Source organism: Krasilnikoviella flava, from assembly GCF_900167525.1.
GTDB lineage: Bacteria > Actinomycetota > Actinomycetes > Actinomycetales > Cellulomonadaceae > Isoptericola > Isoptericola flavus.
In genome coordinates, this window is sequence record NZ_FUZQ01000001.1 from 441,616 (window position 1) to 461,270 (window position 19,655).

Below are 19,655 nucleotides of genomic sequence, written 5' to 3' on the forward strand. Positions count from 1 at the left end.
ACCATTCTACGACCGCCCCGGACCCCCGCAGTCGGGCCGTCCAACCTGCGACCCTCCGCCGCGTCGCCGCAGGTCAGGCGAGGGAGAGCGCGATCCCGTCGAGGATGTCGCTCTCGCTGGTCACGACGTCGGCCAGCGTGCCGCCCGCGGCCGCGACGTCGTCGCGCACGCGCGTCACGACCTCCGCCCACACCAGTGCGCCGGCGCCGATGACGTCGGCACGGCCCGGGTGCATGAAGCCGAGGGCGAGACGCTGCTCGCGGGTGCGGTGCAGCAGGTCGTCGCAGGCGGCGAGCACCCGGTCGACGCCGAGGACGGCGCCGTGCACCGCCGCGCGACGGTACTCCGGCAGGCCGAGGGCGTGCGCCGTCACCGACGTCACCGAGCCCGCGAGGCCCACCAGCGTCGTGGTCCGCCCGAACGGGACCGTCTGCGCCGCGTGGTCGAGCGCGGCGCGCACGTCGGCGCGCGCGGCCTCCTCCTCGGCCGGGGTGGGCGGGTCGGAGTGCAGGTGCCGCTCGGTCATCCGCACCGACCCGACGTCGAGGGACAGCGCGGCCTCGGGCGTCGTCGTGCCGAGGACGAGTTCGGTCGAGCCGCCGCCGAGGTCGACCACGAGGTACGGCCCGGGGTGCTGGGCGGCTACCCCCGCCGTCGCGCCGCGGAAGGACAGCTCCGCCTCCTCGCGCCCGGAGGCCACCTCCGGGTCGACGCCGACGGCCGCTCGGACGCCGTCCGCGAAGTCCTGCCGGTTGCGCGCGTCGCGCGTGGCCGACGTCGCCACGAACCGGACGCGCGTGGCGCCCGTCTCCGCGATCACCGACGCGTACTCGCGCGACGCCTCGAGCGTGCGCTCCAGGGCCTCCGGGGCGAGCTCGCCCGTGCGGTCCACGCCCTGCCCGAGACGCACGATGCGCAGCCGGCGGTCGACCTCGGTGAGCGTGCCGTCAGGGCCGACGTCGGCGACGAGGAGGCGGATGGAGTTGGTGCCGCAGTCGATCGCAGCGACGCGCGTGGTGGAGCTCGGGATCACGGGCCCTACCTTCTCACCACCCACCGACTCACCGCTGGTCGAGCCTGTCGGGACCCGACCAGGTTCCGACAGGCGCGACCACCGGAGCTCGACCGACGGGAGGTGTCAGCAGGAGCAGCGGTCGGGGCGCCACTGGTCGCGGACCAGCGCGAGGGCCTCGTCGCCGAGCGGGTTGACGCCCGACCCGGCGGCGAGCGCGTGCCCCATGAGCACGTGGATGCACTTGACGCGCGTGGGCATCCCGCCGGCGGAGATGCCGTCGATCTCCTCGACCTGCCCGAGCTCGGCGCGCCGCGCGAGGTAGTGCTCGTGCGCCCGGCGGTACGCCGCGGCGAGCTCCTCGTCCTCGCCGAGCCGCTCCGTCATCTCCCTCATCACGCCCTGCGCCTCCAGCCGCGACGCGGCGGCGACGGCGCCCGGGTGGGTGAGGTAGTACGTCGTCGGGAACGGCGTGCCGTCGGGGAGTCGCGGTGCGGTGCGCACGACGAGCGGGCGGCCGCACACGCACCGCGCGGCGATGCCGACGACGCCGCGCGGCTCGCGCCCGAGCTGCTCGGCGAGCACCTCGAGGTCACGGTCGGTGAGGACGGTCGGGTCGTCGGTGGGCACGGCGGGCTGGTCGGTCACGGTGGGTCCTCGAGGCGTTCGCGGGCGGGGCAGCCCTCATTCTCCCCCGGACACGGGGATGCCGCGGCGGCGACCGGTCACCACTCCGCGAACGACCCGTCCGCGTGCCGCCAGACGGGATTGCGCCACCGGTGCCCGACCGCGGCGCGCTCGCGCACGTAGTCCTCGTCCACCTCGATGCCGAGGCCGGGGCCGCGCGGGATGTCGACCATCCCGTCCGCGTACGCGAAGACGGACGGGTCGACCACGTAGTCGAGCAGGTCGTTGCCGGTGTTGTAGTGGATGCCCAGGCTCTGCTCCTGGATCACCGCGTTGTAGGCGACGGCGTCGAGCTGCAGGCACGCGGCGAGCGCGATCGGCCCCAGCGGGCAGTGCGGGGCGACGGCGACGTCGTAGGCCTCGGCCATCGCGGCGATCTTGCGCACCTCGGTGATGCCGCCCGCGTGCGACAGGTCGGGCTGGATCACGTCCACGACGCCGGTCTCGAGGACGTGCCTGAAGTCCCAGCGCGAGTAGAGCCGCTCCCCCAGCGCGATCGGCGTGCTCGAGGCGCGCAGCACGTCCGCGATCCCGTCGACGTGCTCGGACAGCACCGGCTCCTCGACGAACATCAGGTGGTACGGCTCGAGCGCGTCGAGCAGCACCCGCGCCATCGGGCGGTGCACGCGGCCGTGGAAGTCGACGCCGATACCGACGTCGGGCCCGACCGCCGCGCGGACCGCCGCGACGTTGGCGACGACCTTCTCCACCTTGTCGCGCGTGTCCAGGTACTGCAGCTCCTCGGGGCCGTTCATCTTCACGGCGGAGAACCCGCGCGCGACGGCGTCGCGCGCGGCGGCGGCGGTCTCGGCCGGGCGGTCGCCGCCGATCCACGAGTAGACCTTGATGCGGTCGCGCAGCCGGCCACCGAGCAGCTCGTGCACGGGGACACCGAGCGCCCGGCCCTTGATGTCCCACAGGGCCTGGTCGATGCCGGCGAGCGCGCTCATGTGGATACCGCCACCCCGGTAGAAGCCGGAGCGGTACAGCACGGTCCAGTGGTCCTCGATCCGGCGCGGGTCCTGGCCGACGAGATAGTCGGACAGCTCCTCGACGGCGGCCGCCACGCTGGCGGCCCGCCCCTCCAGGGCCGGCTCTCCCCAGCCGACGATCCCCTCGTCGGTCTCGATCTTCAGGAACAGCCAGCGGGGCGGGACGACGAACGTCGTCAGCGACGTGATCTTCACGAGGGTCCTCTCAGCTACGTGTCACATGGTCGGCCCAGATCCGCGCGAGCGCGGCGGCGCGCGCGCCGACCTCGGCGGCCGCGTCCCCGGGGCGGTAGAGGGACGTGCCGATGCCGGCGCCGTCCGCCCCGGCGCGCGCCCACTGCCCCAGGGTGGACTCGTCGACGCCGCCGACGGGGACGAGCCGCGCGCCGGCCGGCAGCACGCTGGCCCAGGCGCGCATCCCGGAGATCCCGACCGTCGTGGCCGGGAAGATCTTGACCGCCGTCGCGCCGGCGTCGAGGGCGGCGAACGCCTCGGTGGGCGTGGCGGCCCCCGGGTAGCTCTCGAGGCCGAGCCGCACGGCCTCGGCGACCACGTCGGGCCGGGTGTTCGGGGACACGACGAGCGAGGCGCCCGCATCGGCGGCGCGGCGCACGTCGTCGGGGGTCAGGACGGTGCCGGCGCCCACCCGGGCGCCGGGTCCGGCGGCGGCGCGGACCCGACGCACCGACTCGAACGGGTCCGGCGAGTTGAGCGGCACCTCGACGGCGTCGAGGCCGGCGCCGAGCGCCGCCCCCGCGACGGCGGCCGCGTCGTCCGGTGTCACCCCGCGCAGGATGGCGACGAGGCCGGTGGTGCGCTGCGTCATGGCTGGTCCTCCAGGATCGGTGTCGGTGCGGACGGCCCGGCGACGAGACCGGCGTCGACGGCGACCCGCCACAGGCCGCGCGCCGCGACGTCCTCGGGGACCGCGCGCACGGTCCGCCCGCGCCGCTCGAGCGCGAGCCGGTAGCGCGGGGTGGTCGAGCCCGAACCGCAGACCGCGACCGGGCCGTCGGCCAGGGAGCGCAGCCCGTGCCGCACCTCGGAGCCCACGAGGAGGCCCGAGACGTAGTCGGCCACGTCCTCGGGCCCGAGCCGGCCGGTCATGACCAGCGTGCGCGCCGTGAAGAGCAGCGCCAGGACGCCGCGCTCGTCGCCGTGCTCGGCGTCGACGTCGAGGCCCCGCACGAAGGCGTCCGACGGCACCGGCCCCGGCTCGCCACGAGCCAGGCGCGCGAGGATGCTGTCGCGCCGCAGCAGGTCGTAGACCTCGCCGGTCATCACGGTGGCGAACCCGGCCACCCCCGCGCCGTCGAGCCGCACCCACTTCGCGTGCGTGCCGGGCAGCACCACCGCGACGGGCCGGTCCTCGCCGTCCTCGAGCGCCCCGAGCAGCTGCACCTCCTCGCCCCGCATGACGTCGGGCAGCTCGCCCGCGACCCGCAGCCCGGGCACGAGGCGCACGTCGGCGCCGCCGGCGTCGCGTGCCGGCACCGCGGTCAGGTGCCGGGCCAGCCCGTCGAGCGGTCCCGGGACGTCGAGGTACCCGGCCTCGGCCCAGCCGTGGTCGGAGCCCGCCATGCCCGCGCACAGCACGGGCGCCCCCGGGTGCGCGGCGAGCCAGCCGCCGCACAGCCGCTCGAACGCCCGCCCGAACGCCGCCGCACGCTCGGCCGCGGTCCCGGCCCCCGCCGAGGTCCGCAACGACCCGTCGCCCGAGCGGACCCCGTCGAGCACGCGCCCGGACCCGTCCAGGAGCCAGCCGCGGAACGCGGAGGTGCCCCAGTCGAGGGCGACCAGCGCGGCGTCGCGGCGGGGAGCGTCGTCGGCCATGCACGGGACGCTAGGCCCGCTCCGCGGCCGGGGGAACCCCGTCCCGACTATCGGGATATCGTGCGGACGTGACCGTCTCGCCCGACCCGACGACGCCCCGCCCCGCGACCCGTGCCGGCTCCGCGCCGGAGGGCACGCAGACGCTCGCGCGCGGCCTCGCCGTCGTCGACGCCGTGGCCCGCGGGCACGAGCGGCTGCGCGACGTCGTGGCAGCCACGGGTGTCGGCCGCAGCACCACCCACCGGCTGCTGCAGCTGCTGGTCGGCGCCGGCTACCTGCGCCGGCTCGACGGCGGCCGCCACGCGCTCGGCCCCGCCCTCATCGAGCTGGGCTACCAGGCGCTGCAGGAGAACCCGGTGGCGGTCGTCGCGGCCGATCCCCTGCAGCGCCTCGCCGCGCGGGTGTCCGACACCGTGCACCTCGCGATCGAGGACCGCGGGCAGGTGCTCTACCTCGACAAGATCCCCGGCAGCCGCGGGGCGCCGATGCGGTCGCGGATCGGGCACCGCATGCCCCTGACCCGTACGGGGATCGGCAAGGCGCTGCTGCTCGATCGACCGGACCGCTGGCGCGACCAGTTCCTCGCCGAGCGGCGCGTCGGGTCCGGGGACGCGCCCGAGGCCGAGGTGCTCACCGCCGACGAGTTCGTCGCCGTCATGGAGGCGGCGGCGCTGCGGGGCGCCGCCCTCGACCTCGAGGAGAACGAACCGGGGGTGCTGTGCGTGGCGGCTCCGGTGCGGGACGCGTCGGGCGGGATCGTCGCGGCCGTCAGCGTCTCAGCGAGGCGCCCGTTCATGCCCCCGGCGCGGGTGGAGGCGCTGGTGCCCGTCGTGCTCGACGCCGCCGCCGTCGTCGCCACCGGGCTCGGGCACCGCCCTGCCGGGCGCTGACCGGCCCGGTCGCGGTCAGCCGTTCCCCGACGACGGGCTCGGCGAGCTGCCGGGGTCGGGGACGTCGTCGGTGGCCGCAGCGGGGCCGTCGGCGACCTGCACCGACTCCCAGACCGACTGATACCAGGGCACGCTCGGCCCGGTCGACGTGCCCACCGGCCCGGAGTCGACCGCCTCGCCCGTCACGGGGTCGACGTCGTCGTCCCCCGCCGCGTCCGGGTCGACCACCCGCCACACCTTGTCGGACGGCATGACGAAGCTGAGACGCGACCGCGCCTGCTCCTCGACGTACGAGCGGTCCTCCCAGCGGCCGAGCTCCACCTCGAGGCGGTCTCTCTCGGTCTGGTTCTGCGCCAGCTCCGTGCGCAGCCGGTCCAGCTCGTGGGACTGCTGCACCGCGCCCCGCACCGTGGGCAGCAGCAGCACCACCGCCAGCAGCACCACCACCGACAGCACGACGAGCCGGACGGTGAGCACCTCCGGCAGCACCAGGCCGTAACGGCTGCGGCGCCGGTCCTCCCGCGCCGGGCCGGCGGGACGGCGCGAACCCCGGCGCGTGCTCCCGGACCCGTTGCCCGCACCCTTCGCCGCACTCGTCCCGGTGCCCTTCGTCGCACCCTTCGCCGAGCCCGTGGTGCCGCCCTTGCCGGTGCCCTTCGCAGGGGCCTTGGGCCTGGTGCCCACCGACCCGTTCGCCGTCGTCGTCGGCCGCGCGGACCCGCCGCGCGCGCCCTGTGGCCGCGACGCCGGACGGCGGGCGGCGGGCGAGGTCGGGCGACGGGCAGGCACGCCCCGATTCTGCCGAGCCGCACCGCCCTGGCCGGGGACCGTCGTCGGCGCGCCCGCGAGGACGCCCCTCCCCGAGGTCGTTCGAACCGCGCCGAGGTAGTGGTCCGGTCCACTACCTCGCGGAGACTCGGACTACCTCGGCGGCTCGGGAACTACCTCGGCAGGGTTCGGACTACCTCGGCACGGTTCGGACTACCTCGGCAGGGTTCGGACTACCTCGGCACGGTTCGGACTACCTCGCGGGACGACGACGGCCGGCCGCCCCCCGGGGGGAGCGACCGGCCGTTGACGAGCAGCGTCCCGGGTGTCAGCCCTGGAAGCGCGGGAACGCGGAACGACCGGCGTAGCGGCCGGCGTCGTCCAGCGCCTCCTCGATGCGCAGGAGCTGGTTGTACTTGTTGATGCGCTCGCCGCGGGCGGGGGCACCGGTCTTGATCTGGCCGGCGTTGGTCGCCACGGACAGGTCGGCGATGGTGGTGTCCTCGGTCTCGCCGGAGCGGTGCGACGTCATCGTGGTGAAGCCGTTGCGCTGCGCGAGCGTGACGGCGTCGAGCGTCTCGGTGAGGGTGCCGATCTGGTTGAGCTTGACCAGCAGCGAGTTGGCGGCCTTCTCCTCGATGCCGCGCGCGAGGCGCTCGGGGTTGGTGACGAACAGGTCGTCGCCGACGACCTGCACCTTGTCGCCGACCTCGGAGACGAACTGCGTCCAGGCGCTCCACTCGTCCTCGGACAGCGGGTCCTCGATCGAGACGATCGGGTAGTTCGCGACCATGCTCTCGTAGAGCTTGATCATGTCCGCGGTCGAGTGCACCTCGCCGTTCTTGAAGTGGTACGCGCCGTCCTTGAAGAACTCCGTGGCGGCGACGTCCATCGCGATGGCGATGTCGGTGCCCGGCGTGAAGCCGGCCTTCTCGATGGCCTCCATGATGAGGTCGAGGGCAGCGACGTTCGACGGCAGGTCGGGGGCGAAGCCGCCCTCGTCGCCGAGGCCCGTGGAGAAGCCCTTGGCCTTCAGCACGCCCTTGAGGGCGTGGTAGACCTCGGCGCCCGAGCGCAGGGCCTCCTTGAAGGTGCCCGCGCCGATCGGCGCGATCATGAACTCCTGGAAGTCGACGGTCGAGTCCGCGTGCGAGCCGCCGTTGACGATGTTCATCATCGGCACCGGCAGCACGTGCGCGTTCGGGCCGCCGACGTAACGGAACAGGTCGAGGCCGGCCGACTTCGCGGCGGCCTTCGTGACGGCGAGGGAGACGCCGAGGATCGCGTTGGCGCCCAGCTTGCCCTTGTTGGGGGTGCCGTCCAGCTCGATCAGGGTCTGGTCGATGATGCGCTGCTCCTCGGCGTCGTAGCCGATGAGCTCGGGGGCGATGTCGTCGATGACGGCGTTGACCGCGCCCTCGACGCCCTTGCCCAGGTAGCGCCCCTTGTCGCCGTCACGGCGCTCGACGGCCTCGAACGCGCCGGTCGAGGCGCCCGACGGGACCGCCGCGCGGGCGAACGTGCCGTCGTCCAGCGCGATCTCCACCTCGACGGTGGGGTTGCCGCGCGAGTCGAGGATCTCGCGTGCTCCAACGGCTTCGATGCTTGCCACGGGTGCTCCTTCAGACGGGGACCGCGGGCGACCGCGCGGCAAGGCCCAGGCGAGGGTGCCCGGGGCCGCTGACGCCCGCGACGGTGCTGGGTTGACGGCACCCAGCCTAGACCGGCCCTCCACCCACAGCGCCCGCGACCACGGACCGGTCACGCCGCCGCCGCTAGCGTGGGCACCGTGGACAGCATCTGGGACTTCCTCGGTTCCTACTGGTGGCTGGTGTTCCCGCTGAGCGGCATCGTCGGCGGCTGGATCCGCGGCGCCCAGGTGTGGGACGAGCGACGGCGCAAGGACAAGCTCGAGATGTACCGGCTCAAGCACGCCGACGCGCAGGCGGCGCAGGTCGACGACGAGGCACTGACCAGCGAGATCGAGCGCACGCTGTCCGCCCACGACGACACGCAGCGGCGCTGGCTGGAGTACGAGCTCGACGCGGTGAAGGCCCTCGAGTACCCGCTGATGCAGGACATGCGCGAGCAGGTCACGGTCGACTTCCACCGCGCGCGCCGGGCGGCCGAGGACCTGCGCCCCGACGACGTCGACGAGCTGCGTGTCCGCCGCCGCCTCGACCGCTACCGCGACGCCGTGCGCGAGATGCAGGTGCGGTTCGACGTCGCCGAGCGGGAGGCCAAGCGGCGGCGCGCGTCGGACTTCTCCCCCGCCGAGCGGCAGGCCCTCGACCGGGCCAAGAAGCTCCTGGCCCTGGCCGACGACGAGGGCTCGTCGCAGGCCGAGCGGCAGTCCGCCTACCGCCGGGCCATGAAGGAGCTCGAGGGGATCGTCGTGCTGCCCGACGCCGCCACCGACGCGCTCGAGCAGCGCATCGCCGGCCTGCTGGGCCCTGTCCCGCGAGACGTCGCCCGGGACGACGACGCCGCGGGCGGCGCCGGCCACCGGCCCGGCACCTGACGCGCTCGCCTCACGGCGCCGGCCGGAGCGTCAGGGCTCGGCCGGCAGCTTCTGCCGCGCCGCGCGCCGCAGCGGGACGGCGAGGGCGTCGCCCATCCGGTCGAGGAAGACGCGCACCACCGCCGGGTCCGCGCCGCCGGCGTGCTTGAGGGCGATGCCGACGGGCTTGCGGACCACCGGGCGGGATCGGTGTGCAGCAGCTCGACGAGGCGCAGCAGGTCGGCGATCCCCGCAGGGTGGGGCGGGCGGGTGTACGCCAGCGACGCCGTCAGCGCCGTGCGACGGCGCAGCGGGTCGTCGGAGCGGGCGAGCTCGAACAACGGCTCGCGCGAACGGTCGCGCAGGTACACCCCCACGACGCGCGGCGCGGCCCGGTCCACCATGTCCCAGGTGTCGATGCGGTCGTGCCGGTCGAGGTAGGCGCGGTACCGCGCCTCCCGCTCCGCGTCGGTGACCCGCGGCGCGCGCACCGCGAAGTCGAGCACGCAGAACGCGGCGAGCCGGGGCTCGTAGGCGGGCTCGTCGAGCAGGCGGTGCACCTCGTCCAGCGGCATCGCGGTGTACCGCTTCGCGACGTCGAACAGCGTGCCCATCCGTACCCCGAGCACCTCGCCCGACCCGGCGTAGTGCCGGTTCGGGTGCGCCGCCGGGTCGGCGACCGCACGCAGGTCGGCGACGACGGCGTCCGCGGTGAGGTCCACGTCGTCACCGTACGCGGTCGCGCCGACGAGCCCAGGCGGTGGGGCACCCGCCGGAGGAGATCCGGCGGGTGATTGACGCTCGTGCCCGTTGTCCCCGCCCCCGCCCGTTCCTAGAGTCGGAGGGTGAGCCACGAGCCGGGCACGGCACGGGCGTCCGCGGAGCTCGACCGCCTGCTCCTCGAGGCCCGGTCGACCGCGCCCCGATGGCGCGCCTCGGTGAGCCGGGCGGGCCTCATCGACGCCGCCCGGGCGAGCGGCCGGCGGGTCGTCGGCGTCACGGCGCCCGCCGGGTACGGCAAGTCGACGCTGCTGGCCGAGTGGGCGTCGCGCGACGACCGGGCGGTGGCGTGGGTGTCGCTCGACCGGCTCGACGACGAGCCGCTCTCGTTGCTCGTCGTCCTCGCCTCCGCGCTCTCGCGGATCCTCCCGGGCCACCCCGACCTGGCGGCGGAGATGGTCGGGCCGGACGTGTCGGTGCTCGGGCGGGCGGCCCCCCGGCTGGCGTCGGCCCTGCACGAGAGCCCCGACCCGTTCCTCCTCGTCCTCGACGACCTGCACGAGGTGCGCTCGCCCGCCTGCCACGACGTGCTCGGTGTCGTCGTCGCCGGGATCCCCGACGGGTCGCAGGTCGTCGCCGCGAGCCGGGCCGAGCAGCCGCACGTCCCGCGCCTGCGCGCGTCGGGCGACGTCGTCGAGATCGTCACGGCCGACCTGGCCCTGGGCGTCCCCGAGACGGAGCGGGTGTTCGAGGCCTCGCGCGTGCCGGTCTCGCACGAGGTCGCCGCCACGGTGACGGAGCGCACCGAGGGATGGCCGGCGGGCGTCTACCTCGCCTCCCTCGTCGCCCGGCACGGCGACCCGCGCGCCGTGACGATCACCGGGGCCGACCCGTACATCGCCGACTACCTGCAGCGCGAGACGTTCCGGCGCCTGTCCTCGACCACCCGGCGGTTCCTGCGCCGGACCGCCGTGCTGGACGTGCTGTCCGCACCGCTCTGCGACGCCGTCCTCGGCGAGCAGTCGTCGCACCGCCTGCTGCGCCGGCTCGAGGCGTCGAGCATGTTCCTCGTCCCCCTCGACCGGCGGCGCGAGCTCTTCCGCTACCACGCCCTCTTCCGGGAGTTCCTGCTCGCCGAGCTCGTGGACGCCGAACCCGGACTCGCCGACGCCCTGCGGGTGCGCGCCGCGGACTGGTTCGAGGCCCATGGCTCGCCGGAGCGGGCCGTCGAGCAGCTGCTCGCCACGCCCGAGCGCGACCGGTGCGTCGGGCTGGTCACGCGGATCGTCATGGGGAACTTCCGGGCCGGGCGCATCGCGACCGTCGAACGGTGGCTGCGCACCCTCGGCGAGGACGCCGTCGCGGCCCACCCGCCGCTCGCGGTGCTCGCGGGGTACGTGGCGGTGTACGAGGGGCACGCCCTGGAGGCGGAGCGCTGGGGCGCCGTCGCCGACGCCGCGTCGTTCGCGGGCCCGACCGTCGACGGGACCGCCTCGTTCGCCTCGGCACGCGCCATGTTCCGGGCGCTGCGCTGTCCCGGCGGGCCCCAGCAGATGGTCGACGACGCCGACCTCGCCCTGGCCGAGGAACCGGGCTGGAGCGCGTGGCGCGACACGGCGCTCGTCCTGGCCGGCGACGCCCTCCTGCTCGCCGGGGACACCGTGGGAGCCGTCCGACGCCTGGAGCAGGCCGTCGAGGCGGCGTCCGCCCTCGGGAACGCGGACACCCTGGTGCTCGGCGCGGCGCTGCTCGCCCAGCTCGACATGGACCGCGACCGCTGGGACGAGGCCGCGGAGCGCGTCGGGATCGCCCTGGGCGCGATCGGGCGGCACCGGACGGACGACTACGCGACCAGCGCCCTCGGCTACGCCGCCGGGGCGCGCCTCGCGCTGCACCGTGGCGACGTAGCCGCGGCCCGGAGGCGGCTGACGCAAGGTATGCGGGCCCGGGCGCTGTGCACCTACGCCTTCCCCACGGTCGCCGTCCGGGTCCGCCTCCACCTCGCCCGCGCGAGCTGGTCGACGGGTGACGTCGCCGCCGTCCGCCACCTGCTCCGCGAGGTCGACGACGTCCTGCTGCACCGGCCCGCCCTGGGGGTGCTGGTCGACGAGGCCGCCGACCTGCGCAAGGCGCTCGGCACCGGCGGCCACCCCCTCCCACCGGGCAGCCCCGGGCGGCCACCGCTCACGCCCGCGGAGCTGCGGCTCCTGCCGTACCTGCAGACGCACCTGTCGATCCGGGAGATCGGGGGGCGGCTCTTCGTGACCCGCAACACCGTCAGCTCCCAGGTGGGCTCGATCTACCGCAAGCTGGGGGTCTCCTCGCGCGGCGAGGCCGTCGCCCGGGCCACCGCGATGGGGTTGCTCGGCTCCTGACCCGTCCGTCCGGTCAGCCTGCCCCGTCCGTCCCGAACAGGTCGTGCCCGAGCGCCAGCGCGAGCTTCGGGGCCGCCGCGACGGCTCCGGGCAGGCCCACGATCGGGACGACGGCGGCGAGCACGTCGACGATCTCGGCCGACCTCGCGCCCGCCGTGACCGCCTCGTCCACGAGGCTGCCGTAAGTGGGCTCGGCCCCGCCGACGGCGACGAGCGCGGCCAGGCGGGCCAGCGCGACGTCCCTCGGGTCGAGCTGCGTCGGCTCGAGCTCCAGGTCGCCGTCGAGGCGCGGGTCGTTCACGGCGAACCTCCGCAGTCGGTCGATGTAGTCCACGGGGTCCGCCTCTCCGGCATCGGGTCGACCTGCTCCTCCATTGACGCGCTCGGGCCGGACTGCGGCATCACCCCGATCACATGAACCTGGCCGGCCGGGACGTCGTGACCACGGACTTCATGCACTCTGCGTGACGACGCGCGGGCTCCTCCCGGCGCACGCTGCGGACATCCGCCCCGACGGCAAGGAGGGCAGTCCCGTGGACAGCTTCATGGACTGGTTCTGGCTCATGCTCTGGTGGTTCGCGTTCGTCATGTACCTCATGGTGCTGTTCCACATCATCGGCGACCTGTTCCGCGACCATGAGCTGAACGGCTGGTGGAAGGCCCTGTGGCTCATCGCGCTGCTCGTCGTGCCGTTCGTCTCGGCCCTGGTCTACCTGATCGCCCGCGGCCGCGGGATGGCCGAGCGCCAGTCGGCACGGGTGAGCACGGCCCGCGCCGAGACCGACGCGTACATCCGCGCCACCGCCGGGGGCCCCACCGCCGCCTCGCAGATCACCGAGGCCAAGGCTCTGTACGACGCCGGGGCGATCAACGACGAGGAGTTCGCCGCCCTCAAGACGAGGGCTATGGGCTGACCGCTCCGGTGCCGGGGCCGGAGCGGCCATGAGGCTCCCCCGTCGCCCGCCCGACCGAGCACCGCTCCAGGCGCGCCGCCGGCTGCGGTCGGGCGTCGTCCAGCTGCTCTGCGCGGCCGGGGGCGTCGTCGCGGGGCTCGCGCTGCCCTCCTCCGGCGTCGGCCCGTTCGTGGACGGCGGCCGCCTGACCGAGCCCCTGGTCACCCTGGGGGTCGGGGTGGTCGGCGTGGTCAGCATCGTCTACTCGCTCCTCTTCGGCGTGGTCCAGTGGTCGGCCGGCACCTTCTCCCCGCGGCTGGCACTCTTCCGCGACGACCCGATGGTGTGGCGGACCTTCGCCTTCGCGATCGGGGTCTTCGTGTACTGCACGGTCGCCGCGGTGGCCGGCGCCGACCAGCACCGGGTGTCCGTCCTCGTGCCGGGCGCGGCGATCCTCGGGGTGCTGGTGGCCGTCGGGCTGATCCGCCGGCTGCAGCTGCGCGCGTTCGCCTCGATCCAGCTGGCCTACGTCCTCAAGGCGATCGGGGCCCAGGGCAGGCGTGTCATCGACCACCTGTACCCGCCGCGCTCCGGCGCTGTCACCGGCGCACCTTCGCGAGACGCTCCCGCGGGACGCCCTCACGGCGAAGGCACTCCGGGGCCCACGCCGGCGGACCACGCGGTGGTCTGGACGGGTCGGTCCGGGGTCGTGCAACAGCTCGACCTGCCCCGCCTGGTGGTCGCCGCCTCACAGGCCGACGCCGTCGTGTCCATGACGGTCGCGGTCGGCGACACGGTGCACGAGGGAGCGCCGCTCGCGACGGTCGACGGCAGCGGCCCCCCGGACGACGTCGTGCGTCGCGCCGTGGTCCGCGGCACAGAACGGTCGTTCGACCAGGACCCGCTGCTCGCCTTCCGCCTCCTGGCAGACATCGCCCTGCGGGCACTGTCCCCGGCGGTCAACGACCCGGCGTCCGCCGTCGACGCGCTCGACGCCACCGACGGGCTCCTGCGGCACCTCATCACCCGGGACCTCGACGTCGCCGAGGTCCGCGACGACCGCGGCGTGGTGCGGGTCCGGCTGGTCGTGCCGACGTGGGAGGACGTCGTCCGCACCGGGGTCGCCGACCTGCTGCCGGTGGCCGCTGCGTCCCCGATGGTGCTGCGACGGATGGTGCGGCTGCTCGACCATCTGCTCGGGGTGGCTCCGCCCGCCGCCCGGGACGCGCTGGTACCGATCCGCGACGACGTGCGGTCGGAACTCGCCGAGCCGTCCCGGCGGGGAGCGGGATGGACGCGTCGGCACTGACGGCGGTGCTCGCCACGATCTTCGCCTGGTGCGTCCGGGCCGACCGGCTCGGCCGTCCAGGCCTCACGGCGCCGCACGCTCAATGTCGAGAGCGGCCTCAACGACGGCATCGCCACGCGGCATGTCCTCCGCCGCCCGCACGTTCGGCCGCTATTGCCTGGCCATCGCGACACGGAGGCGCTCCTCGGGGCTGACGAAGTGGTCGGCGTCCTCCGTGCCGACATCGAGCTGGACCCAGTGGAGCCGGCCGGTGAACCGGCTGTCGCGGGCCGAATAGTCCGGGGAGACGGTGGTGCCGGACTCGTAGCCGACGTCCGTCGTCTCGTCGGCGGAGAAGATCAGCGGCTGCGTGGCCTCGACCCGGCCCGACCCGACGAGCGTGCCGTCCTGGTAGAGCGTCACGTCCCCGCCCTTGCCGAACCCGCCGCCGTCGTACGCGAGCTCCGCCCGCAGCTGGTGGGTACCGTCGGGGACGGGCTCGTCGGACGTCACCCGGTACAGGTGGATGCCGAGCACGTTGTACGTGAAGCTCAGCCGCCCGTCGTGGACGTACATGCTCCACCCGCCGAACCGGCCACCCTGAGCGATGAGGACGCCCCGCGCCTCGGGACCGGTCACGTCAACCTCCGCCGTCACGGCGAACGACCGGTTCTTCACGCTCACCACGCTGTTCTCCGAGAGTCTCCCCATGCCCGGGTAGAACAGCTGGGACGTGCCGTGCACGAGCGTCGGCCGGCCGGCGAGGGCAGGGTCGATGCGCTCGGCAACACGGTCGTCCAGCGGCAGCACCTGGTACTTGGTCGCCTCGACGAGCCACAGCCGCTGCAGCCGCGCGAGGACGTCCGGGTGGGCCGCAGCCAGGTCGTGTGCCTGGCTGAAGTCCGCCACCCCGTCGTAGAGCTCCCACACGTCGTCGTCGAACGCCGGCACCGCGCCGCCGACCATGACCCACGGCGTGCGGTGCTTCGTCACGGCGCTCCAGCCGCGGTGGTAGACGCCGCGGTTGCCGAACATCTCGAAGTACTGCAGGTCGTGTCGCTCGGAGGCTTCGGCGTCCGAGAACGCGTACAGCATCGACGTGCCCTCCATGGGCGACTGCAGCACGCCGTTGACGGTGGTCGGCTCCGGCAGTCCTGCCGCCTCGAGCACCGTGGGCGCGACGTCGACGACGTGCGCGAACTGCGAGCGCAACCCGCCGCGCTCGGCGATCCCTCCGGGCCAGTGCACGATCGTGCCGTTCCGCGTGCCGCCCCAGTGCGAGGCGACCTGCTTGGTCCACTGGTACGGGGTGTCCATGGCCCACGCCCACCCCACGGCGTAATGGCCGTAGGAGCTCGGCGAGCCGAACTCGTCCAGCTTGCTGCGCATGAACTCCGGCGTCTCGAGCGCGGCCATGCCGTTGAAGTTCGCCATCTCGTTGAACGCACCCTGGAGGGTGCCCTCGGCGGACGCACCGTTGTCGCCGATGATGTAGATCACGAGCGTGTCGTCGAGGACCTCCAGGTCCTCGAGCGTGTCGACGAGCCGGCCCACCTGGACATCGGTGTGCTCGAGGAAGCCCGCGTAGGTTTCCATCTCGCGCGCCAGCACGGGCTTGAGGTCGTCGGGCATCTCGTCCCAGGCGGGGATCTCGTCGTGCCGGGTGGTGAGCTCGGCCTCGGCCGGCACGACGCCGAGCTCCTGCTGCCGGGCGAAGATCCGTTCGCGCTGGACGTCCCAGCCGTCGTCGAACATGCCCCGGTACTTCTCGATCCACTCCGGGGCCACGTGGTGCGGCGCGTGGGTCGCCCCGGGCGCGAGATAGACGAAGAACGGCCGGTCGGGCATGAGCGCCTTCTGCTGGCGCACCCAGGCGCACGCGTGGTCGACGAGATCCTCGGTGAGGTGGTAGCCCTCCTCGGCCGTGGCGGGCGGCTCCACGGGCGTGGTGCCGTCGTACAGGGCCGGGTCCCACTGGTTGTTCTCGCCCCCGATGAACCCGTAGAACGTCTCGAACCCGCCGCCGCCCGTCGGCCACGCGTCGAACGGGCCCATCGGCGACGTCTGCCACACCGGCACCTCGTGACACTTGCCGAACTGCGCCGTCGAGTAGCCGTTGAGCCTGAGCGTCAGCGGCAGCGGAGCCTTCGTGTTGGGGCGCAGCGAGCTGTTGCCGGGCGCCGACGTCGCCGTCTCGGTGATGCTGCCCATCCCCACCGAGTGGTGGTTGCGGCCGGTGAGCAGCGCCTGCCGCGTCGGGGCGCACAGCGCGGTGGTGTGGAACCGGTTGAACCGCAGCCCGCCCCCCGCGAGGCGCTCCGCCGTCGGTGTCCGGCACGGGCCCCCGAACGCGCTCGACGCACCGAACCCGACGTCGTCCAGCAGCACCACGAGCACGTTCGGGGCGCCCTCGGGCGGCAGCAGCGGCTCGATCGGGGGGAAGGAGGTGTCCGGGTCCTTGGCGTCGTAGGTCGTGAGGCCGGGCGCCGGCCGGTCGGGGATGGGCAGCATGGTGCGGGCGTGCGCGTCGGGGGGCATGGTTCCACCGCCTGTCGGGCTCGGATACGGGCACCGTTGACGCTAGGACGCCGCCCCGGCCGGCACATCACCCAGACAAGGTGAACGACGCTGCGGCAGCACCCTCGGGGTCGGCCCCGCGGGTCAGGGCAGCGTCGCGGTGAGGCGGGCAAGCGCCGCGCGGGCGGGCGGGCCCCACGAGGACTTGCCGCCCGGACGCCCGTGGTCTCCGGCCTCGCCGACGAGGAGGCCGCCCAGCGCCGTGCCGGCAGCCCACCCGCGGGCGCGGCGGCGGGTCGCCTCGTCCGCGACCCGCCCGTCCGGGCCGCGGTAGGCCGCGTGGAAGGGGTCGACGGCGCCGTCGGGCAGCAGCCGCCACGCGCCGGCGAGGTCGTAGGCCGGGTCGCCCGCGCACAGGTCGCCGAAGTCGATGACGCCGCACAGGCCGCCGTCCGCGGTGAGCACGTTGGCGGGGTGCAGGTCGGCGTGCAGCCAGACCCGCGGGCCGTCCCACGCGGGGGCGGCGAGGGCGTCGCGCCAGACGGCGAGGACCCCCTCGGGGTCAGGGACGAGCCCTCGCCCGGCGGCCTCGGCGAGCCCTTGCTCGAACCCCGCCGAGTGGTCCTCCAGCGGGCCGCCCCGGCCTCGGCCCGTGGGGGCGTCGTCGGGGGCCGGCCGGTGGAGCGCGGTCAGGAAGCCGGCAAGGGTGTCGGCCGCCTCGGGCCGGGTGACGGGGGCGCGGTCAGAGGGCTCCCCGGGCACCCAGGTGGTGACGATCCACGGCCGGCCGAACAGCGCACCCGGCTCGCCGAGCCGCTGCGGCACGGGCACCGGCAGCGGGAGGTGCGGCGCGAGACCGGGCAGCCACGCGTGCTCTTTGCGCAGCAGGGCGTCCGCGCCGTCCGTGGCCCACGGCAGCCGGACGGCGAACTCGTCCCCCAGCCGCCACAGCTGGTTGTCCCAGCCGCGGGCGCCGAGGCGCACCGGCAGGTGGGCGAGGTCGGGGTGCTGCTCGCGCAGCAGCTCCTGGACGAGGTCGGCGGTGATCTCGACGTCGGTGGTGGTCACGCCGCGTCACGCTAGCGGTGCGCACCGCCGGACCGGCGCCGCGCCACGACCGCTCACCGAACCGTCACGACGTCGGCACCGACGCGTCGACGGCCTCGTCGGCGTCGGCGTCGGTGTCGGCGCCGGGCCGGGGCGGCCTCGCTACCACCTCCAGCAGCACGATCACGACGCCCGCCACCAGCGCGGTGCCGATGACGAGCCCCGCCGTCGGGCTGCCCGCCAGCAGCAGCACCAGGGCGGCGACGGCGATCACCGCCACCCGGACGAGCGTGCGGTACCGGCCGAGCCACTCGCCGACGGGGCCGGTCGAGACGCCGCGCCGGTCGCCGTACTCGCGCAGCCGGGTGAACCCGCGACCCGCGCCCGCGCGCAGGGACCGCGCGGACGCGCTGCCCCCGCCCAGGTACGCGACGAGCGCGACCACCAGCCCGAGCACGCCGACCGTCCGCAGCGTGACCCGCAGGAAGGAGACGGTCTGGTCGAACAGCACCTCGGCCGCGTCGAGGCGGAGCACCACGTCCTTGAGCGCGTCGAGGTAGACGCCGCGCCCGATCGCCAGCCCCACGGCGAGCACCACCATCCCGGCCGCGAGCGCCAGCCCCGCCACGACGAGCGCGCGCGACCGATGCCGCGCCACCAGCACCCCGGCGGCGAGCAGGCCGAGCGAGATCCACGGGAGCCACGTCCCCAGCGCCACGACCTGCGCGTACCGGTTCTGCACCTGCACCAGCTGCGACGTCTGCATGAGGGTGAACGTGGCGTTCACCTCCGGGATCTGCGCCGCGACCCCGAGGCCCCGGTCGACGAGCCGCTGCTTGAGCAGGTCGATCATGCCCGAGAGCTGGATGGTGAGCTGGCCGTCCTGGCCGATCTGCAACAGCTCGCCGCCCTCGCCCCGCATCGTCGCGACGAGCTGCTCGTGCGCCACCCGGTTGGCCTGCACCCACGCGTCCTCGAACGCGCTGCTGCTGACCACGTTGTCCGCGGCGCGGCGCACGAACGACTCGACGCCGCTGGTCAGCGGACCGGAGAGCTGCGTCAGCGCGTCGGTGGCGCGCGGCCCGACGCCCCGCTGCTCCAGCCCGTCGACGACGGTGCCGAGGACGGCGTCGACGTCGATCTGCTCCATCACCACGTCGGTGAGGCGGCCGGCGACGGCGCCCTGGACCGCGGGGTCGGAGGCGAGCGGCCCGACGGTCGCGACGTACCGGTCCGTGTCGGTGAGCGTGCGCTCCGCCCAGGCCGCGACCGCGGCGACGGGTGCGAGCAGCGCGCCCAGGACGACGAGCACGACGGCGGCCGCGGCCCGGCCGCGGTGCCGCCGCTCCCGGGGTGCGGCGGGCGCCGGCGCCGCGGCCACGACGACGGGTTGGCCGCCGCCGGCTGCGAGCCGCGCGCGCAGCTCGGCGTTCTCCCGCTCCAGCGCGGCCAGGCGCGCCGCCGCGTCCGAGGGCAGCGCGGCACCCTTGCCAGCGCCGTCGGTCGTCCCGCTCATCCTGGTCTCCGTCCGTCGCCCGTCGCCCGGGACCCCACGCCACGGACGGCGCGGGCGTGCCGCACGGCGCCCCCTCCGGATCATGCTAGGGACGCGCGCCCGTTCCCACCTGCCGAAACGAGGTGAAAGCGCCCGGCGATCAGTTCCATGGAGTACGCCGGTCGTCCCTGGCATGACGACCGCACCGACCGACGGCCGGGCTCCGCTGCCCGGCCCCGCACACCTGCCCGACCTGGCCCGCACCCTCGTCGCCGAACCGCACGTCGCGCACCTCGCGACGCTGCTGCCGGACGGCTCGCCGCACAGCGTGCCGCTGTGGGTGGCGTGGGAGGGCGCCCGGCTCGCGTTCCTCACCGGCCCACGCTCGCAGAAGGCGCGCAACGTCGACCGCGACCCGCGCGTCGCGATCTCGGTGGCGCACACCGAGCGCCCGTGGGAGATGGCGATGCTGCGCGGCCGCGTGGACCGCGTGCTCCTCGGTGACACCGGCTGGGCCGTCGTCGACCGGATCTCCCACGGGTACACCGGCGCCGACTACCCGCGCGGCGAGGACCGCATCGCGTTCCTCGTCGACGTCGAGCACGCGATCGCGCAGTCGTTCCGCTGACGGCCCGCCG

The 19,655-nt window shown here is 74.9% G+C and carries 17 protein-coding genes and 1 pseudogene; 6 read left to right on the forward strand and 12 right to left on the reverse strand.

Going from position 1 to position 19,655, the window contains the following annotated elements; all coding sequences use genetic code 11:
- Nucleotides 1-73: 73 nt before the first annotated feature.
- The 5 genes from B5Y66_RS22815 to B5Y66_RS01805 form a co-directional block, all read right to left on the reverse strand.
- On the reverse strand, nucleotides 74-1,033 hold the full coding sequence (locus B5Y66_RS22815) for a Ppx/GppA phosphatase family protein (RefSeq protein ID WP_281251980.1): 960 nt from the start codon (nucleotides 1,031-1,033) through the stop codon (nucleotides 74-76).
- A 105-nt stretch (nucleotides 1,034-1,138) separates the two neighbouring features.
- Complete coding sequence (locus tag B5Y66_RS22820) at nucleotides 1,139-1,660, reverse strand: DUF501 domain-containing protein (protein WP_245806862.1); 522 nt, start codon at nucleotides 1,658-1,660, stop codon at nucleotides 1,139-1,141.
- A 77-nt stretch (nucleotides 1,661-1,737) separates the two neighbouring features.
- Nucleotides 1,738-2,886, reverse strand: coding sequence for a galactonate dehydratase (gene dgoD / locus B5Y66_RS01795; protein WP_079570155.1), 1,149 nt, complete (start codon nucleotides 2,884-2,886; stop codon nucleotides 1,738-1,740).
- A gap of 10 nt (nucleotides 2,887-2,896) precedes the next feature.
- Nucleotides 2,897-3,517, reverse strand: a complete 621-nt coding sequence (locus B5Y66_RS01800) for a 2-dehydro-3-deoxy-6-phosphogalactonate aldolase (RefSeq protein WP_079570158.1) — start codon at nucleotides 3,515-3,517, stop codon at nucleotides 2,897-2,899.
- Complete coding sequence (locus B5Y66_RS01805) at nucleotides 3,514-4,524, reverse strand: 2-dehydro-3-deoxygalactonokinase (protein WP_079570160.1); 1,011 nt, start codon at nucleotides 4,522-4,524, stop codon at nucleotides 3,514-3,516. Before B5Y66_RS01805 ends, B5Y66_RS01800 begins: the two co-directional genes overlap by 4 nt.
- A gap of 68 nt (nucleotides 4,525-4,592) precedes the next feature.
- Here B5Y66_RS01805 and B5Y66_RS01810 point away from each other — a divergent pair, with 68 nt between their 5' ends.
- Nucleotides 4,593-5,414: an IclR family transcriptional regulator gene (locus B5Y66_RS01810; protein ID WP_079570163.1), complete on the forward strand. Its 822-nt coding sequence runs from the start codon at nucleotides 4,593-4,595 to the stop codon at nucleotides 5,412-5,414.
- 15 nt (nucleotides 5,415-5,429) lie between these two features.
- Here B5Y66_RS01810 and B5Y66_RS22825 read toward each other — a convergent pair whose 3' ends face one another.
- A complete protein-coding gene (locus B5Y66_RS22825) occupies nucleotides 5,430-6,203 on the reverse strand; it encodes an FtsB family cell division protein (RefSeq protein ID WP_245806863.1) in 774 nt (257 codons plus the stop codon).
- Between the two features lie 307 nt (nucleotides 6,204-6,510).
- The gene (gene eno / locus B5Y66_RS01820) at nucleotides 6,511-7,794 is read right to left on the reverse strand and encodes a phosphopyruvate hydratase (RefSeq protein ID WP_079570166.1); all 1,284 of its coding nucleotides are present in this window, start codon (nucleotides 7,792-7,794) and stop codon (nucleotides 6,511-6,513) included.
- Between the two features lie 177 nt (nucleotides 7,795-7,971).
- On the opposite strand from eno, the gene B5Y66_RS01825 reads away from it, so the two are divergent.
- The gene (locus B5Y66_RS01825) at nucleotides 7,972-8,703 is read left to right on the forward strand and encodes a hypothetical protein (RefSeq protein WP_139820670.1); all 732 of its coding nucleotides are present in this window, start codon (nucleotides 7,972-7,974) and stop codon (nucleotides 8,701-8,703) included.
- A gap of 242 nt (nucleotides 8,704-8,945) precedes the next feature.
- Here B5Y66_RS01825 and B5Y66_RS22830 read toward each other — a convergent pair.
- Nucleotides 8,946-9,536: pseudogene (locus tag B5Y66_RS22830) on the reverse strand (DNA alkylation repair protein); the annotation flags it as partial.
- Here B5Y66_RS22830 and B5Y66_RS22835 point away from each other — a divergent pair.
- Nucleotides 9,528-11,777 carry a LuxR C-terminal-related transcriptional regulator gene (locus tag B5Y66_RS22835; protein WP_079570170.1) on the forward strand — a complete coding sequence of 750 codons (2,250 nt, stop codon included), beginning with the start codon at nucleotides 9,528-9,530 and terminating at the stop codon, nucleotides 11,775-11,777. The pseudogene B5Y66_RS22830 and the gene B5Y66_RS22835 sit on opposite strands and share 9 nt — an antisense overlap.
- A gap of 13 nt (nucleotides 11,778-11,790) precedes the next feature.
- On the opposite strand, the gene B5Y66_RS01840 is transcribed toward B5Y66_RS22835, so the two are convergent.
- Nucleotides 11,791-12,111, reverse strand: coding sequence for a carboxymuconolactone decarboxylase family protein (locus B5Y66_RS01840; RefSeq protein ID WP_079570172.1), 321 nt, complete (start codon nucleotides 12,109-12,111; stop codon nucleotides 11,791-11,793).
- A gap of 130 nt (nucleotides 12,112-12,241) precedes the next feature.
- Between B5Y66_RS01840 and B5Y66_RS01845 the strand changes: the two genes are divergently transcribed.
- Both B5Y66_RS01845 and B5Y66_RS01850 read left to right on the forward strand, forming a co-directional pair.
- A complete protein-coding gene (locus B5Y66_RS01845) occupies nucleotides 12,242-12,691 on the forward strand; it encodes an SHOCT domain-containing protein (protein ID WP_322788686.1) in 450 nt (149 codons plus the stop codon).
- Nucleotides 12,692-12,719: 28 nt separating this feature from the next.
- Nucleotides 12,720-13,979 carry a DUF2254 family protein gene (locus tag B5Y66_RS01850; protein ID WP_079570175.1) on the forward strand — a complete coding sequence of 420 codons (1,260 nt, stop codon included), beginning with the start codon at nucleotides 12,720-12,722 and terminating at the stop codon, nucleotides 13,977-13,979.
- Between the two features lie 150 nt (nucleotides 13,980-14,129).
- On the opposite strand, the gene B5Y66_RS01855 is transcribed toward B5Y66_RS01850, so the two are convergent.
- From B5Y66_RS01855 to B5Y66_RS01865, 3 genes are all read right to left on the reverse strand, one after another.
- Nucleotides 14,130-16,496 (reverse strand): arylsulfatase, encoded by a 2,367-nt coding sequence (locus tag B5Y66_RS01855; protein ID WP_079570177.1) that lies wholly within the window; start codon nucleotides 16,494-16,496, stop codon nucleotides 14,130-14,132.
- Nucleotides 16,497-16,619: 123 nt separating this feature from the next.
- Entirely contained in the window at nucleotides 16,620-17,543 is a 924-nt protein-coding gene (locus tag B5Y66_RS01860) for an aminoglycoside phosphotransferase family protein (RefSeq protein WP_079570179.1), read from the reverse strand.
- 64 nt (nucleotides 17,544-17,607) lie between these two features.
- Nucleotides 17,608-19,038, reverse strand: coding sequence for a hypothetical protein (locus B5Y66_RS01865; RefSeq protein WP_079570182.1), 1,431 nt, complete (start codon nucleotides 19,036-19,038; stop codon nucleotides 17,608-17,610).
- A 172-nt stretch (nucleotides 19,039-19,210) separates the two neighbouring features.
- On the opposite strand from B5Y66_RS01865, the gene B5Y66_RS01870 reads away from it, so the two are divergent.
- Nucleotides 19,211-19,645 carry a TIGR03618 family F420-dependent PPOX class oxidoreductase gene (locus tag B5Y66_RS01870; protein ID WP_079570184.1) on the forward strand — a complete coding sequence of 145 codons (435 nt, stop codon included), beginning with the start codon at nucleotides 19,211-19,213 and terminating at the stop codon, nucleotides 19,643-19,645.
- Nucleotides 19,646-19,655 lie beyond the last annotated feature (10 nt).